Source organism: Microbacterium sp. GXF0217 (genome assembly GCF_054798195.1).
On sequence record NZ_JBSJZG010000002.1, the window covers coordinates 287,214 to 307,328 of the forward strand.

Annotated in this window: 13 protein-coding genes; 12 read left to right on the forward strand and 1 reads right to left on the reverse strand. The window is 68.2% G+C overall.

Annotation, left to right across the window (positions count from 1 at the left end):
* Positions 1-6 precede the first annotated feature (6 nt).
* The gene (locus ACWAT3_RS04760) at positions 7-1,044 is read left to right on the forward strand and encodes an aldo/keto reductase (RefSeq protein WP_460796305.1); all 1,038 of its coding nucleotides are present in this window, start codon (positions 7-9) and stop codon (positions 1,042-1,044) included.
* Positions 1,045-1,207: 163 nt separating this feature from the next.
* Here ACWAT3_RS04760 and ACWAT3_RS04765 read toward each other — a convergent pair whose 3' ends face one another.
* Positions 1,208-2,170: a glycoside hydrolase family 43 protein gene (locus tag ACWAT3_RS04765; protein WP_460796307.1), complete on the reverse strand. Its 963-nt coding sequence runs from the start codon at positions 2,168-2,170 to the stop codon at positions 1,208-1,210.
* 238 nt (positions 2,171-2,408) lie between these two features.
* Between ACWAT3_RS04765 and ACWAT3_RS04770 the strand changes: the two genes are divergently transcribed.
* The 11 genes from ACWAT3_RS04770 (at position 2,409) to ACWAT3_RS04820 (ending at position 20,115) form a co-directional block, all read left to right on the forward strand.
* On the forward strand, positions 2,409-3,728 hold the full coding sequence (locus ACWAT3_RS04770; protein WP_460796309.1) for an ABC transporter substrate-binding protein: 1,320 nt from the start codon (positions 2,409-2,411) through the stop codon (positions 3,726-3,728).
* An 83-nt stretch (positions 3,729-3,811) separates the two neighbouring features.
* Positions 3,812-4,822 carry a carbohydrate ABC transporter permease gene (locus ACWAT3_RS04775; protein ID WP_460796310.1) on the forward strand — a complete coding sequence of 337 codons (1,011 nt, stop codon included), beginning with the start codon at positions 3,812-3,814 and terminating at the stop codon, positions 4,820-4,822.
* Entirely contained in the window at positions 4,819-5,709 is an 891-nt protein-coding gene (locus tag ACWAT3_RS04780; protein ID WP_460796312.1) for a carbohydrate ABC transporter permease, read from the forward strand. Before ACWAT3_RS04775 ends, ACWAT3_RS04780 begins: the two co-directional genes overlap by 4 nt.
* Positions 5,706-6,413 (forward strand): hypothetical protein, encoded by a 708-nt coding sequence (locus ACWAT3_RS04785; RefSeq protein WP_460796313.1) that lies wholly within the window; start codon positions 5,706-5,708, stop codon positions 6,411-6,413. Before ACWAT3_RS04780 ends, ACWAT3_RS04785 begins: the two co-directional genes overlap by 4 nt.
* Positions 6,410-8,419: a glycoside hydrolase family 36 protein gene (locus ACWAT3_RS04790; RefSeq protein ID WP_460796315.1), complete on the forward strand. Its 2,010-nt coding sequence runs from the start codon at positions 6,410-6,412 to the stop codon at positions 8,417-8,419. Before ACWAT3_RS04785 ends, ACWAT3_RS04790 begins: the two co-directional genes overlap by 4 nt.
* Positions 8,416-9,309, forward strand: coding sequence for a family 43 glycosylhydrolase (locus ACWAT3_RS04795; protein ID WP_460796316.1), 894 nt, complete (start codon positions 8,416-8,418; stop codon positions 9,307-9,309). The genes ACWAT3_RS04790 and ACWAT3_RS04795 overlap by 4 nt, the downstream gene beginning before the upstream one ends.
* Entirely contained in the window at positions 9,306-10,316 is a 1,011-nt protein-coding gene (locus tag ACWAT3_RS04800) for a hydroxyacid dehydrogenase (protein ID WP_460796318.1), read from the forward strand. The genes ACWAT3_RS04795 and ACWAT3_RS04800 overlap by 4 nt, the downstream gene beginning before the upstream one ends.
* Positions 10,317-10,396: 80 nt before the next feature.
* The gene (locus ACWAT3_RS04805) at positions 10,397-13,315 is read left to right on the forward strand and encodes a carbohydrate binding domain-containing protein (RefSeq protein WP_460796319.1); all 2,919 of its coding nucleotides are present in this window, start codon (positions 10,397-10,399) and stop codon (positions 13,313-13,315) included.
* A 17-nt stretch (positions 13,316-13,332) separates the two neighbouring features.
* A complete protein-coding gene (locus ACWAT3_RS04810; RefSeq protein WP_460796321.1) occupies positions 13,333-14,874 on the forward strand; it encodes a family 43 glycosylhydrolase in 1,542 nt (513 codons plus the stop codon).
* Positions 14,875-14,877: 3 nt separating this feature from the next.
* The gene (locus tag ACWAT3_RS04815; protein WP_460796323.1) at positions 14,878-16,269 is read left to right on the forward strand and encodes a glycoside hydrolase family 28 protein; all 1,392 of its coding nucleotides are present in this window, start codon (positions 14,878-14,880) and stop codon (positions 16,267-16,269) included.
* 54 nt (positions 16,270-16,323) lie between these two features.
* A complete protein-coding gene (locus tag ACWAT3_RS04820) occupies positions 16,324-20,115 on the forward strand; it encodes a carbohydrate-binding protein (RefSeq protein WP_460796325.1) in 3,792 nt (1,263 codons plus the stop codon).

Genomic DNA, 20,115 nt, shown 5'->3' on the forward strand with positions numbered 1-20,115 from the left:
ACGTGCATGCCCATCGAAGCCGACGACCACCGCCTCGCCCCCGAGTACGTCGCCGCCCCAGGCCGTTACCAGGACGTGCCGTTCCTGCGGGCCGGTGCCAGCGGCATCCCGCTGCCGCGGGTCTCGCTCGGGCTGTGGCAGAACTTCGGACGCGATCGCTCGCTCGACTCGCAGCGCGAGATCCTGCTGCATGCGTTCGATCGCGGAATCGTGCACATCGACCTGGCGAACAACTACGGCCCGCCCTACGGTCAGGCGGAGAAGACGTTCGGTGCCGTGCTGGCGAGCGACCTCGGCCGCTACCGAGACGAGCTGTTCGTCTCGACCAAAGCCGGCTACGACATGTGGCCGGGGCCGTACGGCGACGGCGGCTCGCGCAAGTATCTGATGCGTTCGCTCGAGCACAGCCTGCGCAGCATGGGCACCGACCATGTCGACCTGTTCTACTCGCACCGCTTCGACCCCGACACCCCGATCGAGGAGACGGTGCAGGCGCTCGCCGACATCGTCCGCAGCGGCAAGGCGCTCTACGTCGGCATCTCGAACTACTCCGCCGAGCTCACGCGCCGCGCGCACGAGCTGCTCGCCGCTGAGGGCGTCCGCCTGCTCGTGCACCAGCCGCGATACTCGCTGTTCGACCGCTCGCCCGAGGCCGAGCTATTCCCGGCGCTGCGAGAGCTGCAGGTCGGGTCGGCCGTGTTCTCGCCGCTCGCGCAGGGACTGCTGACCGGCAAGTACCTGGACGGCACGGTGCCGGAAGGCTCTCGCGCCACCCGGTCGTGGTACCTCGACGGTTCGGCGCTCACCGACGACTACCTGCGTCGCATCCGCGGGATCGACCAGGTCGCCAAGGATGCCGGGATCTCGATCCCGCAGCTCGCGGTCGCCTGGGTCCTGCGTGATCCCGTGGTCACGACGGCGATCGTCGGCGCCTCGCGCACGAGCCAGCTGGATGACGCGGTCGCCGCGAGCACGCTCGATCTCTCGGCGGACGTCATCGCCCGGCTGGAGGAGTTCGGCGCCCCGGTGGGCGGCTCGATCTGACGCACTGAGACGCCTGCATCCTGCAGTGGATTCTGCATCCTGCAGGTCGACCCTGCGCGAGCGGCCCTGCATTCACGCGGATGTCCTGCAGGATGCAGGCGCTTCAGCGAGGCGGCGATCTGGACCGGGCGCGCTGACGCCCGTTGCTTCCGGATAGGCGGGGTCAGGCCAGACGCAGGAGGTCGTCATCCTCGAGGACCTCGTGGAGTTCGGCGCGCACGCGCGGCGTGTTCATCCCCCGGTGCAGCACGAGCATGAGGCGGCCGTCGAACGTGTCGAACAGCATCCCGTGTCCGGCGTTGCCGTCGACCAGCACGTCCAGCTGCTCCCACGGGCCCTGCAGTCGTCCGGAGCGCGAGCGGGCCATCGTCTCGACGTACTCCGAGCCGCCGTCCGATGTCGGTCGGTAGGTGGCCCAGATCATCAGCAGCGCGCCGCCGGGGAGCCGGCGCAGCTGCGGACCGTCGGTGACGTAGGGCATCCGCGTGCGCGCGCTCGGCGGGAGCTGATCGAGCAGGAGCGCCGAGGAACCGCGGAACAGCAGGATCGGGTCGCCCGAGGCGGAGTGCAGATCGTCGGTGAGGGGCACGGCTTCGATCGTGCCGTCGAAGATCTGCACCCACTCGTGCGCGTAGACCATCCATGGGGCGCCGTCGTCGTCGATGAACAGCGTGCCGTCCAGCGTCATGAACTCCGCAGGGGTGACCGGAGCGTCGGTGCGGAGCAGCTCGAACGGCCCGGCTGGATGGTCAGCGACGGCGATCACCGTGCCCCGCGCGGTCGGTACGATCTCGCGCGCGGACTGGTCGGACACGGCGCGGAAGCGCGCGCCGCCGGGGATCTCGATTTCACGACGGGAGTCGTGCAGCGTCGTGAACAGGTAGTACCGGCCGCGGTACTCGTGCACCTCCGGCGCCCAAGGGGCCTCGTCTGGTGCTGCCCAGCTGCCCTCCGGCACGCGGAACACCTCGACGGGTTCTGCAGACCAGTTCTCGAGATCGGTGCTGCGGTAGGCGACGATCGCCGTCGTGCCGCGGGCGGCGGTGTAGAGGTAATAGGTCTGCTCCGGCACGAACGGCAGGATGAAGGGGTCGTGGGCCCAGAAGTCGTCGAGTCGCTGCGTCATCGTGCGTTCCTTCGCTTGTTTCCTGAAACGATACACAGCTCTCGAGTGCGAAAGCGTGGCGTTCCGGAGGGCGCGACAAACGTCGGACTCGTCGATTCTGGCCGATATTCAATTGTGATGCAACTAGTTTCACTTTTTGCTTGGAAAGCGCTCGCCGCCTGGGTTACAGTCCCTTCTGACGGAGCCGCCACGGCCCATGATCAAGGGAGATGCAATGACACACGCAATGATGCGTCCGATGAGTCGTCGGGTCGCGTTGGTCGCCGTCTCGGCGGCCGTATCGATGCTCGCGCTCGCCGGCTGCTCCAGCGCGGACGACGCCGGTGCGACGGGAGACAAGACCACGATCCGCTTCCTGTACGCGACGGGAGACGAGACCTGGAACGCCACGGTCGACGCGCTCGTCCAGGCCTTCAATGAGCAGAGCGACTCGACCGTCGTCGAACTCGATCCGCTCCCCGCGGGAAGCGACTACGCCACGGCGCTCAAGACGGTCGACGCGACCGGAAAGTGGCCGGCGATCGTCGACATGCGCGACACCTTGACCTACGTGAACGCGGGCAAGCTGGCCCCGATCCCCGGTGACGTCACCGAACTGCTGCAGCCGGACGCCTTCGCGGCGGCGGCAGACGGCAACGTGTACACGACGCCGTACAGCGCCCTGAACGGTGAGATCGGCATCAACGTCGTCTACAACAAGGACTACTTCGAGGAGAACGACCTCGAAGTGCCGACCACCTACGACGAGTTCATCTCGCTCATGGAGGAGATCAAGGCGAACGGCGACGTGCCGCTCGCCACCGCTGCCGCCGAGGTTTGGCCGGCGGATCAGCTGTGGAAGCCTCTCGCCGCTCCGACCTTCGCGGAGTACGGCGACCAGGGCGGGTTCTGGAACGTCGCCGCTGAGGGCGGCGCGGACGTCGAAGACCTGCGTGCGCCGCTCGAGCAGCTCGAGTACATCACCGACAACTTCCTCCTCCAGGGATGGCAGTCCACAGCGGATGCTCAGACGACCACGCTGCTCGTGAACGATCAGGCCGTGATGGCGACCTCATCCGCAGGCCTCGGCCGGCTGATGGACATCAGCAAGGTGGACCCGGACTTCAATGCAGGAATGTTCATCATCCCCGCCGAGGACGGCAAGCTCTATGTGCTCAAGAACAGCCCCATCGGCGACACCGCCGGAGGCCTCGCGATCTCGTCGCAGGCGGCGGAGGACGAGGACGTGATGGCGTCCTCCGTGGAGTTCCTGAAGTACTTCTACTCGGTGGACGCGGCGAACCTCATGCAGGAGAACGGGTGGCTGTCCCCGAACATCGTCAAGTCCGACGAGGTCACGCAGAACGACTCGATCCCCGGTGCCGATGACTACTTCGCGTTGCTGGAGAACCCGAACCTCGTCTGGTACGAGAACGCACCCGAGATGAGCACGTTCAGTGCTTTCAACACGTTCTTCCGTCAGGCGCGCATCGAGATGCAGGACAAGCAGACGACGATCGATCAGACGATCGAGAAGTCCCAGGCGGAGTTCGACGCCCAGGTCGCAGCCGCCGGTTGATCTCCTGTCGGGGGTCCGAATGCCGTTCCGGCCGTTCGGACCCCCGACACCCCATCCCACGTCCCGTGCCCGTAGGAGGACACATGAGCGATCAGAGCTCGATGGAGGGCGGTGCCGGCGTCGTCAGCGCCACGGCGCTGCTCACCGGCGAACCGCCCCTCAAGGGTGCGCCGGATATGGCGCCGCCCACGGCATCGCGCAAGCGCGGCCTGCGCGTCGCGACACGAGGACGCCTCGTACTCTTAGGTTTCGTCGCCCCGGCGCTGGTCATCTACCTGCTGATGGTGATCGTCCCGTCGCTGCAGTCCGTGCAGCTCAGCTTCACGGACTGGGACGGCATCAGCGAGTCGTACGACTACGTCGGTGTGAAGAACTACGAGGACATCCTCACGAGCAGCCGCTTCTGGAACGCGGTGAAGAATACGCTCATCCTCGGACTCGGCTCGGCGCTCGTCATCAACGTGATCGCGCTGCTCGTCGCCCTCATGCTCGACAAGCTCAACCACGCGCAAGGGCTGTTCCGCACCGCCGTGTATCTGCCGGCACTGGTCAGCGCGTTCATCATGGCGACGATCTGGAAGTACCTGCTGAACTACAACTTCGGCATAGTCAACACCCTGCTGCGCGACCTCGGGATGCCGGACTGGGCGAGGGACTGGCTGGGCGACAGCAGCATCGTCGTCTGGGTGATCCTCTTCATCACCTGCTTCACGCTCGGCGGGAACACCACGCTGATCTACCTCGCGAACCTGCAGTCCGTTCCGCAGGAGCTGCTGGAGGCGGCGCGCATCGATGGGGCCGGCAGCTGGAAGGTGTTCTGGAACGTCACCTGGCCGATGATCGCGGGCGCGGTGACGGTCAACATGACGCTGGCGATGATCGCCGGCTGGGTGATCTTCGATCAGGTCATGGTGCTGACCTCGGGCGGTCCGGGCTTCGTCAGCGAGACCATGGCGTTCTTCATCTACAAGGTGGGCTTCGGCGAGTACCGTGCCGGGTTCGGCTCGGCCGCCGCCGTCGTCCTGTTCCTCGTCGTGATCGTCAGCACGGTCGGAGCGAACGCATACATGCGCAAGAGGGAGATCCAAGCATGAGTGCTGCAGACGCGACGCGCGCGCAGGTCCTGCCGAAGAAGACGAGGACGCCGCGCGAGAAGAAGAAGTGGACGATCGGCGAGATCATCGTGATGGTCGTCCTGTCCGTCCTGGTGCTGGCCGTCGCCTCTCCGGTCGTCTACGCGCTGCTGCAGTCCTTCCGGTCGTACTCGGAGATCACGATCGACCCGATGGGGCTGCCGACCCGGTTCACGCTCGACAACTACGTCGCGCTCTTCCAGCAGACCGACTATCCGGAGGCTCTGCTGAACACCCTCATCATCACGGTCGGCACGGTGGTTCTGCTCGTCGCCATCGTCCCGATGGCCGCGTACGGCATCGAACGCGTCGGCGGGTGGACCGGCCGGTTCCTCTACATCCTGTTCATCGCCGGACTCATGATCCCGTTCCAGGTCCGGATGATCCCGCTCGTCAAGGGCTTCAATGACGTCGGCCTGTACAGCACGTTGACGGCGGTCATCCTCGTCCATCTCGGCGGTGCGGCCAGCTTCGGGATCCTGTTGTACTGCAGCTTCATCAAGGGCATCCCCGTGGAAGTCGAAGAGGCGGCGCACGTCGATGGTGCCGGTCGCCTGCGCACCTTCTGGCTGATCGTGTTCCCCATGCTGATGCCGGTGACGAGCGCGTTCGTCATCATCCAGGCGCTCGGGCTGTGGAACGACTTCTTCATCCCTCTGGTGTTCCTCGATTCGTCGTCGGCCGGAACGATCAACGTCGCGATCAACCGGATGGTGGGGCTTCTCACTTCGCAGTGGCAGCTGATCTACACCGGAGCGATCCTCGCGATCATCCCCTCGATCGCGATCTTCGCCGGCTTCCAGCGCTACTTCATCAAGGGCATGTCGGTCGGGGCGGTGAAGGGATGAGTGCCGTCACGACCTCCAGGATCGGACGTCTGCTCGGGTATGACGGCGCTGTCGCCACCATGCTCCTCGCCGTGTTCCAGTACTTCCTCCTCTCGGCATCCTTCGTCGTCTGCCTCATGCCGACGCTCGTGTTCCAGGCGCTGGTGGGATGGCAGCTCACGCATCTCGCCCTGTCGCTGGGAGCGGTATCGCTGCTGCCGCTCGGACCCGCGCTCCAGGCGCTCGTCAAGGCAGCCGATCCGCTGCGTGCACGCGGTGCGAATGCGCGTGCCGGGCGCATCTTCTGGTCGGCGTTCGCGGATGCCGCGCGCACCCGGTGGGCGATGGCCGCCGTCATCCCCGTCGGCGTGCTCCTGCTCGGCTACGACATCGCGGTTCTCGGTGGGAACGCCGAAGCGCTCCTCGCCGTCACCGCGCTGGCGGCGGTGGGCGCCGTCGTGCTGATCTCCTCGATGTTCGCCGTCGCGGCCGGCTCGGGACTCCGCGGCATCGCGCTCGCCCTCGCTGCCGGCCGGATCGTGCTGCGGCGCCCGCATCTCGCCCTGGTGTGGCTCCTGCTCGCGGGCGTCTCGATCCTCATGACCACGCTGCCCGTGGTCGGTGCGATCGCCTGGTTCTCTGCGCCGGCGCTCGCTGCCGTGGCCGCGGTGATCTGCAACCGCACGCTCGGATTCGCCGGCGCCCTCGAGCGGGTGGACGCATGACCGCTGAACTCGGGGCCTTCACCGTCTCCTGGAACGCGGATCGGCCGGCGTCGCTGTCGTTCAGCGGAGGCCGTGCGGTGCCCCTCATCGAGATCTTCACCGCATCCGAGCAGCGCGCTCGCACGAGCCAGGCCTACACCCGATCGTCCGTCGGGTCGCGGTTGCGGTCCGCGCACGCGGATGCCGGACCCGACACCGTCACGATCGTGCAGCGCGACAGCGAGACCGGGCTCGAGGTCGAAAGCACTCTCACCCTCTCGGGGGCCGCATTGCGCGCACAGCACAGCGTGCGCTCGACGACCGAGGAGACCGTCGTCCTCACGGCGATCAGCTCGCTCAGCTTCGGCCTGGGATCGGGAGCAGACGCGGGCGCTGCCTACGACCTGCTGACGGCACGCAGCGAATGGCTCGCCGAGAATCGCTGGTCTCGGCGACGCCTCGTCGACGAGCTCCCTCCGCTCGCGCTTCCCCTCCATGGTCAGGACGGCCGTGGCCACGCCTTCGTCACCAGTCATGGCGCGTGGTCGACGGGCGAGCACCTTCCCGTCGGCGCGCTCGTGCACGAATCGGGCGCAACCGTCGCCTGGCAGATCGAGAGCGGCGTCGGTTGGCACGTCGACATCAGCCAGGGCCTCGAAGGCATCGGCGTATCGCTGCTGGGTCCGACCGACCTCGAGCATCAATTCGCGCACGCCCTCTCACCGGGCGAAGCGTTCGTCACGGCGCCGGTCGCACTCGCTCTCGGGACCGAGCTCGAATCCGCATTCGTCGGTCTCACGAGCCACCGGAGGGCGATCGTTCGCCAGTGCGGCCCGGAGCTCCCTGTCGTCTACAACGACTTCATGAACACCCTGATGGGGCAGCAGAGCTCCGAACGGCTGCGGCCGCTGATCCTCGGCGCGGCCGAGGCCGGCGCCGAGGTGTTCTGCATCGATGCGGGCTGGTTCGCCGACCCCGAGGTCGGCGACTGGTGGGACACAGTCGGCGAATGGCGGGAGGCGCGCAGCATCTTCGACGACCGCGGCCTGCGCGGGATCATCGATGACATCCACACCGCGGGCATGCGCTCCGGGCTCTGGCTGGAACCGGAGGTCGTCGGCGTCCGCAGTGCAGCCGCATCCGAGCTTCCCGAGGAGGCGTTCTTCCGACGCTTCGGTACGCGGGTGCGCGAGCACGACCGGTACCACCTCGACTTCCGCCATCCTGCCGCACGCGCGCATCTCGACGAGACGGTCGACCGGCTCGTGCGCGATTACGGGGTGAGCTTCCTGAAGCTGGACTACAACATCAACCCCGGCGCGGGCACGGAGTGGCGCGCGACCGCGGCCGGTGATGGTCTGCTCGGGCACGTGCGGGCCTTCGGCGAATGGCTGGATGAGGTGCAGGCGCGGCATCCTGGTCTCCTGATCGAGAACTGCGCGTCTGGGGGGATGCGGGCCGACTACGCCTACCTGTCCCGAACCCACCTGCAATCCACGAGCGACCAGCAGGACTTCCGGCTCTATCCGCCGATCGCGGCTTCGGCGCCGGCGTCGATCCTGCCCGAGCAGTGCGGGAACTGGGCGTACCCGGCCGTGGACATGACGGATGCCGAGACGGCGTTCACGCTGGTCACCGGCCTCAGCGGTCGGCTCTACCTCTCCGGTTTCCTCGGCGAACTGCGCGAAGCGCAGCGGGAGCTCGTTGCGGAGGCGGTCGCGCTGCACAAGCGTCTGCGCAGCGGTCTCGCGCGAGCACAGGCGTTCTGGCCGCTCGGGCTTCCGGGGTGGGACGACGACGCCGTATGCCTCGGGCTCCACTCCGATGGCGAGACGCTGCTGTTCGTCTGGGATCGCAGCGACGACGCCCGCTCGATCCGGATCCCGGGGGTCACGGGCGACGTCGAGCAGGTCTTCCCCGCGGGGGACGCATCGTGGGCGCTCGATCGCGAGACCGACGGCATCCGTCTCGACACGAGTGCAGGGATCGGAGCACGTGTGCTGCGCGTGACCGGAGCCGTGCGATGAGCGCCGGTATCCGAACGGGCGAGCTCTTCGTCGACGATCGGGGGCGCGTGGCGCAGCTCCACGGCATCGGCATCCAGCGGGTCGGCGAGCACTGGTACGCCTGGGGCGAGGACAAGACGGCGGGCGATCGGTTCACCGCTGTCGCGTGCTATCGCTCCGCCGACCTCGCCCACTGGGAGTACGTCGGAGACGCCCTGCGCGCAGGCGAAGGGGATCTGTCGCCCGATCGCATCATCGAACGCCCGAAGGCGCTGCACCGCCCGGATGGCCGATGGGTGCTGATCCTGCACGTCGAGAGCGCGGACTACTCGGACGCGCGGGTCGGCTACGCGGTCGCCGACCGTCCCGAGGGCCCGTACGAGTACCTCGGCAGCGAGCGTCCGCTCGGCAACATCAGCCGGGACATCGGCGTGTACCAGGAGGACGGTGTCGGTTATCTCCTCTCCGAGGACCGCGAGAACGGGCTGCACATCTACCGGCTGCGCGATGACTACTGCGGTGCGGAGGCGGTCGTCGTGACGCTGCGCCAGCAGAATCGCCCGGAGATCGGCTACGAATCCCCGACGCTCGTCAAGAGCGACGGCGTCTACTACCTGTTCGGCTCAGACCTGACCGGGTGGGATCTCAACGACAACAAGTACGCCACGGCGACGGCACTCCATGGCCCGTGGTCCGACTGGCGCGATTTCGCCCCACCGGGCAGCCGCACGTTCGATTCGCAGGTGAGCGTCGTGCTGCCCGTGGGAGCCGGTCATGTCTATATCGGTGACCGCTGGTCGCGGGACGACCTCGCCTCATCGGCACCGGTCTGGTTGCCGCTCAGCGTCGGGGAGGGTCGCGCCGCACTGCGGTGGCGCGACGAATGGAGCATCGAGGAGATGAAGAAGTGACCCGTCGCCCGCGCGCCGTGTCGGTGATGAACCCGCCAGCGCTGGCCGAGAACCTGTTCGGTCCGCACTGGCAACGACTCCATGAACTCGTGGACCTTGACCGCTCCGTGATCACCGACTTCAGCGAGCCGCGCGACCGTGAGCGTCTCATCGAAGCAGAGGTCGTCCTCGCCGGGTGGGGCTGCCCCTACATCGACGCCGACCTCCTGGACAGGTTGCCGAAGCTCGGCGCCCTCGTGTTCGCGGGCGGCGCGGCGAGCGCCGTGCTGGACACCGCAGAGGCGACGCGTCGCGGCATCGCATTCACGAATGCCGGAGACGCCAACGCGCAGGCGGTGGCGGAGTACACGGCCGCGACGATCCTGCTGGCGGGCAAGCGCGTCGGGTTCGCCGAACGCCTGTACCGTCAGCGGCGAGCATTCGTCGATCGCGAGCTCGAGTTCGCCGACACCGGGAACTACGAGCGCACGGTCGGGCTCATCGGCGCCTCGCGCATCGGTCGACGCGTCGCCCAGCTGCTGGTGCCGACCGATCTGCGCGTACTGATCTACGATCCGTACGCGTCGGAGTCCGAGATCGTCGCCCTCGGTGCGGAGAAGGTCGGACTCGACGAGCTGCTCGTCGGGTCGGACGTCGTCTCGCTCCACGCGCCGGCATCACCGGAGACCGAGCGGATGCTGGGGGCGGGAGAGCTCGCTCTGCTGCGCGACGGCGCCGTGATCATCAATACCGCCCGCGGTGCTCTGATCGATCACGACGCGCTGCGAGTGCACCTGCGCGACGGGCGCATCGAGGCCATCCTCGACGTCACCGATCCGGAGCCGCTGGCTCCGGACGACGAGCTGTGGACGCTGCCCAACGTGAACCTCACCCCGCATCTTGCCGGCGCGACCGGCAACGAGCTGCACCGGCTCGGACGGGACATCGTCGACGAGCTCGCGCGGTACATCGCGGGTGAGCCGTTCCACGCCGTCGAACAGGTGCCCGGGTTCGTGAGCGCCCGGTGAGGGCCCGGCTCGTCGTCGATGACGAGCCGCTCGCACTGAACTGAACCGCGCGCCTGCGCGCATCGGACGAAGGAGACCGCATGCCCCCCATCAGCCGTCGCACATTCGTCCAGGCCTCCGGCCTGGCGTTCGCCCTTCCGGCGATCTGGACGCCCTCGGACGCGCGTGAGTCCGAGGCGGCGAAGGCCTCGACGCCCCCGCGCCCCCGAGCGCTCGACCGGATCGGCTTCGGCGACGTCGTCTCCGAGCAGGTACACGGTTTCGCGGCATCCGGATCCTCGGCACTCGTCGGAGCGCTCGTCCAGCCTGCGCGGACCCTCGACCCGACCGAGCCTGCCGAGGTGTGGGGCGGCACCATGCGCTTCCGCATGAAGGTCGACCCGGCCCGCACGACCTACGTCTCGGTGAAGCTGTGGGGTGAGGACTTCGGCACGGTGGAGCAGGAATGGCGACTGCAGCTGTTCGTCGACGGGAAGGCTGTCGGCTGGTTCGAGCAGGGTCCGGTGGACAGCCTCGACCAGAACAGTCAGGAGCCGCGCATCGCGGGGCAGTTCTACCTGCACACGATCCCGCTTCCGGAGACTCTGACGGCGGGACGGACGGACCTCGAACTCGAGGTCCGCTCGCTGGGCCGGCTGTGGTCCTACGGAAACGCGGACAACTACTACCGGGCGATGACGACATCCACGCGGCCCATCTACGCCGCGTACACGCACGTGGACGCGTACTTCGTCCCAGCGCCGGACGACGTGTTCGGCAGCCCCGTCGCCGAGCGGCGACGGGCGGATGACTCCGCGGATGCCGTGGCACTGGTCCGTGAGCGCGTCCTGGATGACCAGCGTCAGCTGCTCCACGGCAAGCCGTCGGCGTCCATCGATCCCTGGGCCTGGATGACGCTCGCGCTCGGGTACGGATGGAAGGACAGCCCCGCATACGGTTCCGAGCTGGCCCTTACCAAGATCTGCGAGGCGATCGATGCGAACTATGTGGCGTGGAAGGCGAACGACGCGGTCCTCACGGCGTCCGGCCAGCAGTGGCTCGGCTTCGGGCGGGTGGCGCTCGCGCTGGACACGCTCTGGGGCGACATCGAACCGCTGCTGACGGCCCAGGTCGCGACCGGGAGCATCGTCGTTCCGAATGCCGGGTTCGAGGCGGGCACGGCGGGATGGTCGGTCCAGAAGTGGCGCGGCACCGGTGCGGTCTCAGCAGACACCGAGATCGTGCGTTCCGGCGCGGGGGCGATCCGGGTCGTCGCGGATCAGACGGCGATCGGCAGCGTTGTCGGCGTGACGCTCGGATCGGGCAGTCGGCCGCTCGTCGGAACGGGGACCTATCGGGTCTCGGTGTGGTGTCGCGCCGAGGCCGTGACCGGCGTCGGCCCGTACCTCGACGTGCTGTTCTACGATGCCGCCGGTGCCGTGCTGCAGGCCGATCGCAAGTTCTTCGCCGATGGCGGCACGCATGACTGGCAGCAGATCACCGCGACGCTGGATGTCCCGGCGAAGGCGGCGGCGATGCGGATCGACCTGCGACTCGAAGGGGCGGGTACCGCCTGGTTCGATGACGTCGAACTCGTTCAGACCGCGGGCGCCCCGCCGCAGTTCCCCGACATGCCGGTGCGTCGTGACGCGTACCGTGAGATGCTCGTGGCCAGCCGGGAGTTCTGGCGCCAGAACCAGCGGCACTACACCAACCAGGTGCAGTTCACGAGCCTGGGCATCTACCTGTGCAACAAGGGGCTCGAACTGCTCTCGCCTGCGGATGCCTGGCCGGAGGAGCGCGCCCGCGAATGGATCTACGAGGCAGTGGGGCTGCTTCCGCTCTCCAGCGGAGAGAATGCCGACGGCAGCAAGAAGTGGAAGCTCGGGCGCGACTACCGGATCTACAGCGCGCAGGGGCTCAGCCGTGAGCTCGGCTACGTCGGCGGCTACGGGGAGATCACCGGAGACCTGCTCACCGGCATGTACGAGGCGGTCACGCGCGGCAGCATCCGTCGAGAGGACGAGAAGCTGCGCGCCCACATCGAGACCTGCCTGCACGCGCGCGGCTGGTTCCGCCATGAGGGCTTCACCGCCGACGGTGAGCGGGTCATGCGTCTGGAATCGATCGTCGGCTGGCGCAATGAGCACTACGCGGGAAAGGTCGTCTACGCGACGCCGACCGACAAGGACGTCAACCCCATGCAGGCGGCGTCGGTCTTCCCGACAGCGCAGCTCGTGGGGTGGACTCAGGAGATGATCGACGACGGCCAGTTCGGGCCGATCCTCGAACTCCTGCACACCGACCGTTCCAGCCGCATCGGACTCAACGCGGCACGGTTCCTCATGCACGACCTGCCGACGTTCCAGGCGACTGCGGCCAGCAGCACGCGCCTGCCCGCCGGATGGGGACGTCCGGACTTCCTCTTCGCGGATGCCACGGCCGGTGTCGTCGCACTCAAGCGGGGCGACGAGGTGCTGTACGCGTCGCTGTACTGGCGGGCGCGTCAGGCAGTCAACCGCTGGTCGCGCGTGCACCTGCTGCGCCCCGACACCGAGCGCAGCGGAACCGTGGTGAACGAGGTCGAGTTCGGCTCCGCTGCCCCGGTCGGAAACTTCACGATCCAGGACTGGGTCTGCTGGGACTACACGATCAACGACAGCGACGGGAACGGGCTCTTCCCCGGCGGGTTCACCCCTCCTGGCCCTGCGCTGCACCAGGCGTACGCGGGGGAGCAGCTCCCGATCGCACGGACTCCCGCGGACATGGACCCGAAGCTCGGAGCCACCGAGATCGGAGTCGAGGCCGTCGAGTCAGGGCGGGCGCCCTTCTACCGGCTCTCGTACGCCGGCTACCACATCGCCATGAACACGACCAAGGATCAGACCTTCGCTTACAAGTGCCCTGCCACCGGTCGCGGCATCGACTGCGCGACCGGGCGTTCCGTGACCCTGCCCAAACAGCGCTGGGTCGGCCCCGGCGAGACCGTCGTGCTGTTCGATCCGGCCAGCCGCCGCTGATGAGGAGAGCCACCCGCATGACCGCCGCCGTCCGCAACCCGATCCTGCGGGGCTTCACCCCCGACCCGTCGGTCCTGCGCGTGGGCGACGACTACTACATCGCGACGAGCACGTTCGAGTACCACCCGGCGGTGCGCCTGCACCACTCGACGGACCTGCGGTCCTGGCATGTGGTCGGCCACGCCCTCGAACTGGACCTGCGCGGCGTACCGGACTCCGGTGGTGTCTGGGCTCCCAGCCTCAGCCATGCCGAGGGGAAGTTCTGGCTGGCCTACTCGATCGTGCGCTCCATGGACGGCGACGACAAGGACATCGACAACTACCTCGTCACGGCCGAGAGCATCGACGGCCCCTGGAGCGAGCCCGTGCACCTGGGCTCGCGCGGGTTCGACTTCTCGTTCTTCCACGACACGGACGGGACGCATTGGATCGTCGGTGTGCAGTGGGACCAGCGCCCCGAGCATCCGTCGTTCGGGGGCCTCGTGCTGGAGCAGTATCTGCCGGACGAGAGGCGCACCGCCGGCACCGCGACGCTGCTGTACCAGGAGCCGACGCTCGTCGAGGGACCGAACCTCTACCGGATCGGCGACTGGTACTACATGCTGATCGCGGCCGGTGGCACCGGCTGGAACCACGCGATCACGATGGCGCGCTCGCGGAACCGACTCGGGCCGTACGCGCGGGACCCGCAGCCGTTCGTGCTGACGAGCCGCGACGCCCCCGGCATCCCTCTGCAGAAGGCGGGGCACGGAGAGCTCGTGCGGACCTCGGAGGGGGAGTGGATGCTCGTGCACCTCGCTGCTCGCCCGACCCTGCATCTGGGAGAGCGGTACAGCACGCTCGGCCGCGAGACCTGTCTGCAGCGCGTGGTGTTCGACGACGAGGGCTGGCTGCGGCTGGCGGGCGGCGGGCATCACGCCGTCCTGGGCGCGGAATCCCGACCGGCGTCTTCGTGGACGGAACGCTTCGCGCAGCCCGTGCTCGACGATCGCCGCTGGTCGACGCTGCGTGCACCGCTGTCATCGGGATCACTCACAGAGCGGCCCGGATGGTTGCGGCTGCGGGGTGGTCATTCTCCGGCATCCGTCTTCGACCAATCGATGATCCTGACGAGGGCCGAAGAGCACGAGACCGACTTCGCGGCGCTGGTGGATGCCGAGCCGCGCTCGACGCGCGAGAGCGCGGGCATCATCGCGTGGTACGACCGCAACGGGTGGATCCAGCTGCAGGTCGCTTGGGATGCCGAGAACGGCCGACACCTGCGTGTCGTGTCCCGCGACGGGGTGCGGACCACACGGTCGGATGCGGTGCCGGTCGCAGAGGGGCCGGTGCGCCTGATCGCGCGGTTGCGGGGCCCCGAGCTGACTTTCGCCTGGGCGGATGCCGACGGCGATGAGCATGTGGTGCCCGGCGTCTACCCGGCGTGGACGCTGTCGGACGATCACGGCGGACGGCTGCGGTTCACCGGGCTCTTCCTCGGCGTGCGCGCCGATGATCTCGACGGGCGCGGTTGGGGTGCTGACATCGGACCGATCACTCTCGAGCAGCGGGAGGTCTGATCCATGACGCCCGCTTACGACCCCCGCGACTTCGGTGCGGCCGGTGACGGCATCACGAAGGACACCGCTGCGCTGCAAGCGACGCTGGACGCGTGCGCGGATGCCGGCGGCGGCCGCGTCGTCGTCGAGCACGGCACCTATCTCACGGGCACCCTGCGGCTGCGCTCGAGAGTCGAACTGCACATCGCGGCATCGGCTCGCATCCTGGCGAGCGCCGACGCCGCGGACTATCCGGAAGACGTCCATCACAACCGCTATCGCAATGAACCCGACCTCGATCGGTGCCTGCTGTTCGCCGAGGACGTCGAGCACGTCACGGTGAGCGGGCCCGGTGAGATCAACGGCAACGGTCCTGCGTTCCCCCGGGTCGGGCAGTCCCGCCCCATGATGCTGCGCACGCTCCGCGCGAGCCACGTGCGAGTGAGAGACATCCAGCTGCTCGACGCAGCGGGCTGGACGACGGCATTCCTGGATTCGAGCTGGATCTGGGTCGAGAACGTGCGGATCCACAACGAATCGAACCTCAACGGCGACGGGTTGAACTTCGACGGCTGCCAGCACGTCTACGTGCGCGGATGCCACATCACCGGGACGGACGACAACATCTGTCTGCAGGCGTCGAGCCGCGAGCGCCCCACTCGCGATGTCCACATCAGCGACTGCGAACTGACCTCGGTCTGCGCCGGCGTCCGCATCGGTCTGAAGTCCATCGGGACGATCAGCGACGTCACGATCCAGGGCATCACCATGACGCGCGTTCTGCGCGAGGGCGTGAAGATCGAGTGCACCGAGGGCGGCGTCATCACCCGGATCGCGATCAGCGATCTGATCATGCATGACGTCCGTCGGCCGCTCTGGTTCCTCCTGAACAACCGTTTCGAGCCGGACGGCCTCGGCTCCTCCAAGGAGTTGGACGGCATGCCGGCGATCGGCGAGCTCTCGCACATCCGGGTATCGGGTCTGACCGCGGTCGACTCCGCCGAGATGGCCGCGGAGCAGTGGCGGTTCGACCACGACGTGCAGGGCACCGCCGAGTTCGCCGGTATCCGTGTGGATGCCGCCCGCGGCCGACCGATCCGATATCTCACGCTGCGCGACATCACGTATCTCCCCTGGGGCGGGGTGCAGGTGCCGTCGCACCGGCTGGAGGACTACCCCGAGGTGGTCGACGGCGCGCTGGTGAATACGGAAGGCGCATCGTCCAACTACTTCCCGACCTGGAGCCGGACGACCTTCCTCGACGTGCGCAATGTCGAGCAGCTGCGGCTCGAGGCCGTGCTCTTCGAGGCTCAGCAGCCAGACGCGAGGCCGCCGTACCTCGTTCAGGGGTGCACCGTGCTCGTAGACGACGTCACCGTGCTGGATGCGGCTGGACCGCGGACACCGGTGATCTGAACGAGCGCGAATTCGCAAGAGACCCGAATTCGCACGAGAGAAGGAGAGAGATCGATGAGGATCCACGCACGACCGTTCGCACGGCGAGCGGTCGGCACCGTCCTGGTGGGGCTGATCGCCCTCGGTGGAGCAGTGACGACCGCGCAGTCGACCATAGCGACTGAGGCGCCGCTGCCGCCCGAGATCGTCCAGACCGTCAGCGATGAGGGCTTCGCCCACCCGGGCGTCGGATTCAGCGGAGACCATCTTGAGAACATGCGCGAGCAGGTGCTCGCCGGCGTCGAGCCGTGGGCGAGCTACTACGACGCCATGTCCGAGACGAAGTACGCGTCGGTGGACTTCCGTGCCGAGAACGCGCAGCCGGGGACCGACACCCCCAAGAACGACGCCTATGCGAGCGCCGGCATGCGGGCGAGCGCGCTGCGCGACAGTCTCGGTGCCATGGCGCAGGCGCTCGAGTACGTCGTCACCGGTGACGAGCGCTACCGCGCGAACGCCTTGCACGTGCTGCGCACCTGGAGCAGCCTCGACCCCGCGGAGTACGCGTACTTCGCGGACGCGCACATCCACACCGGCGTCCCGTTGTACTACATGCTCATCGCCGCCGAGGTGATCCGCAGCACGGAACCGGCGAACACCGAGCTCGACGGCTACGATCTGCGCTGGACGGACGAGGATCAGCAGCGCATCGAGGACAATCTCGTCCGTCCGGTGATGGAGACCTTCCTGTACTCGCAGAACAGGCTGTGGAACCAGCACCTGTACGGCGTCATCGGCATGGTGGCCGCGGCGATCTTCCTCGACGACGCCGACCTGTACGCCGAGCGCGTGGAGTGGTTCACGGTGAACGCCGGGTACGAGAGCGAGCACGACCTCTACGGCGGCAACGTGAACGGCTCGCTCGCCGAGCTCTTCCGCGAGATCCCCGCCGACGACCCCGCCAACACCACCGGGGAGAGTTACATCCAGCACAGGGAGATGCTGCGCGATCAGGCGCACGGGCAGGGCGATGTCGATCTCTTCGTCGCACTCGCCCGCATCGTCGAGGTCCAGGGCACCCGGCTCGACCCCGAGCACGGCACGATCTCGGAGGCGTCGGACGCGGTCTCGGCGTACGACTTCCTCGACAACCGCATCCTCGAGGGTGCCGACACCTTCTACGCCTTCATGATGGGGGAGGAGGTGCCGTACGTCCCCGCGACCGAGGGCGGCGCAATCTCCCAGGCCTACCGAGGGCGCCTGCAGGATCCGCTCAGCGAGGCGTACCTGCAGTACACCTACGTCGCCGGAGTCGATGTCGAAGAAGAGGCGCCGTACGTCGCCGCCCTCTACGAGCAGCGTGACGGTCCGCTGTACCACTACGGCGCGAACGTGCAGAACTTCTGGAACGACCGCGGATCGGATTACACCGGCGCCGAGTACTGGGTCGCGTTCCCCGAAGCACTCGCCGAGGCGGACGACGCCGTCGCGCCGCTGGAGGCGGATGCCGAGCTGTCGGTCGCGAAGTTCGGCCGTCCGCTCGGCGACGGCGCGCGTCGCGAGTCGGATGCCGACGGCACCGCGTTCATCCGGCTGGATGCCGCCGCGGATGACGCGCAGCTGGCCGTGCGGCGGGCGGTCTGGGGGGATCGGAGCAAGCCGTCGCTCGTCGGCATCCGGGTCCGCAGCGACAGCGTCGCCCGCCTCCAGGCGTCGCGCACTGCCTCCGACGTTCCGTTCGCCGAGATCGTCGTCCCGGACACCGGCGGCGAGTGGCGATCCGTGTGGGTCGATCTGAACCTCGCGCAGACGCCAGGCGCAGTGGGCGACAACATCGTGTTCCTGCGAGCGACCGGATCGGATGCGCGGGTCGACGTCGCCGGAGTGCTCGCCCAGGCGAACGGCGTGCTCACGCCGCCGGTGTTCGCGGACGCGCCACGGCTCGACGCCGTCGCCGTCGTCGGCGAGGAGTGGTCGCGGACCCTCGAGGTCACGGATATCGGCGGCGATGCCGTCACCCTCGCCCTGCAGGACGCTCCGGAGGGTGCCGCGATCGCGGCGACCACGGTGTCCTGGACACCGGCCGAGGCGGGCGACGCGGCCATGGTGGCCGCGGCATCCGACGGCGCGGCGGTCACGGCGCTGCCGATCTCGGTGACGGTCGCGGCGACGAGGGCGGAGGCCGTCCAGGAATGGGCCGCAGGGCTCGGGGACGCCGGCGCGTACACCTCGGCCAGCTGGGCCGCGTTCTCGGATGCCCGGGGTACTGCGGAGGCAGGCATCGACTCCGCGGACGATGCCGCCTTCGCCGGGCTGCTCAGCGACCTGGGCGATGCGGTGCACGGCCTCGTCGCCCTCAATCCGGCCCTCGCCGACGGCACGCTCGACTACCGGGGCCTGGTCTCGGCGGCACCGCTGGCGACCGCGCAGCTCATCGCGCTCACCGACGGTGACAATCAGACGCACTGGGGCGACCAGCGGGTCACCGGCATCGTCTTCGACTTCGGGACCGGCTTCCGGGTGAGCGCCGATCGCTTCGGCATCCAAGCGAGGGACACGTTCGCGAACCGTGCCGAGGGCACGAACGTGTACGGCTCCGACGATGGCTCCGACTGGACCCTGCTCACCGAGCATCCGAACGCGGGGCAGGATGCCGCGATCGAGTGGATCGACGTGCACGAAGACGTGCGGGACCAGCGATTCCGGTTCCTGAAGTTCCAGGTCGACGAACCGGGCGTCCCCTCCGACCCGAGCTATCCGGGCCTGTGGAGCATCGCCGACATCCGCATCGACGGTCGGCGCACCGAGGCGGTGGGGACGATGGACACCGTCACGCTGTCCTCGCCGGATGCCGTCGCAGGACGCGTCGTGCCCGGAGACACCGTCGAGGTGCACCTGGCCGGTCCGGTGGACAACGCCGATGTGAGTGTCACGCTCTTCGGCGCGGCGGCCGAGGTGTCCTCGCCCGAGCCAGGGCAGTGGATCGCCACGGCACCGGTGCCGCAGGAGGCCCCACGCGGTGCAGTCGCGTTCTCGGTCGCGTTCACCGCGCCGGGCGGACAGGCCGCCGCCCCTGTGGCAGCGACCACGGACGGCTCCGTGCTCTCGGTATCCAGCGATGATGGTCTTGCCGATGATGCGTTCCGTGCGGCGACCGTGCTCCGCCCGGACGGGCAGGCCGATCCGGCGTGGACGCAGAACGCGGCGCGGATGTTCGACGGCGACGCGGCCACTCATTCGGATACCCGGCTGAACAGCGGCGTCTACGGCAACGTGTGGGACTTCGGCCCGGATGCCGCGTTCGCCCTGACCGGAGCGGAACTGCTGGTCCGTCAGGACGGGTACGGCACGTCACGAATCGCCGACATGCGGCTGGAGGGGTCGCAGGATCTCGTCACCTGGACGCGGCTCACCCCCGCGGTGCCGGCGAAGACACTGTCATGGCAGCAGTGGGCTGTCGACGACGACACGGCCTACCGATACGTGCGCATCGCGAACGGCCAGATCCTCGGCGTGGCCGAGCTGCGCCTGTTCGGCGAGCGCGTGAGCGTGGCCGTCGAGCCGACCTGGGATGCGGCCGCCGTCTACGACGACGGAGACCGCGTCCAGCACGAGGGCGCCGTGTACGTCGCGCAGTGGTGGACCAAGGGGCAGGAGCCTGGTGCGTCGACGACGGGCTCGTGGATGCAGGAGGGATCGCTCGTCGCCGATGCCGGCGAGGGCGTCCGGGCGTGGACGTCGTCCTGGGTCTACACCGGCGGTGAGATCATCGCCCATGAGGAGCGCGCGTATCGTGCCCGCTGGTGGACCCGCGATCAGGAGCCCGGTGCGGCGAACGGGCCCTGGGAGGATCTCGGCGCCTATTGA

Coding starts and splice junctions, on each gene's coding strand:
- ACWAT3_RS04760 (WP_460796305.1), top strand. CDS start 7: ATGCCCATCGAAGCCGACGACCACCGCCTCGCCCCCGAGTACGTCGCC.
- ACWAT3_RS04765 (WP_460796307.1), bottom strand. CDS start 2,170: ATGACGCAGCGACTCGACGACTTCTGGGCCCACGACCCCTTCATCCTG.
- ACWAT3_RS04770 (WP_460796309.1), top strand. CDS start 2,409: ATGAGTCGTCGGGTCGCGTTGGTCGCCGTCTCGGCGGCCGTATCGATG.
- ACWAT3_RS04775 (WP_460796310.1), top strand. CDS start 3,812: ATGAGCGATCAGAGCTCGATGGAGGGCGGTGCCGGCGTCGTCAGCGCC.
- ACWAT3_RS04780 (WP_460796312.1), top strand. CDS start 4,819: ATGAGTGCTGCAGACGCGACGCGCGCGCAGGTCCTGCCGAAGAAGACG.
- ACWAT3_RS04785 (WP_460796313.1), top strand. CDS start 5,706: ATGAGTGCCGTCACGACCTCCAGGATCGGACGTCTGCTCGGGTATGAC.
- ACWAT3_RS04790 (WP_460796315.1), top strand. CDS start 6,410: ATGACCGCTGAACTCGGGGCCTTCACCGTCTCCTGGAACGCGGATCGG.
- ACWAT3_RS04795 (WP_460796316.1), top strand. CDS start 8,416: ATGAGCGCCGGTATCCGAACGGGCGAGCTCTTCGTCGACGATCGGGGG.
- ACWAT3_RS04805 (WP_460796319.1), top strand. CDS start 10,397: ATGCCCCCCATCAGCCGTCGCACATTCGTCCAGGCCTCCGGCCTGGCG.
- ACWAT3_RS04810 (WP_460796321.1), top strand. CDS start 13,333: ATGACCGCCGCCGTCCGCAACCCGATCCTGCGGGGCTTCACCCCCGAC.
- ACWAT3_RS04815 (WP_460796323.1), top strand. CDS start 14,878: ATGACGCCCGCTTACGACCCCCGCGACTTCGGTGCGGCCGGTGACGGC.
- ACWAT3_RS04820 (WP_460796325.1), top strand. CDS start 16,324: ATGAGGATCCACGCACGACCGTTCGCACGGCGAGCGGTCGGCACCGTC.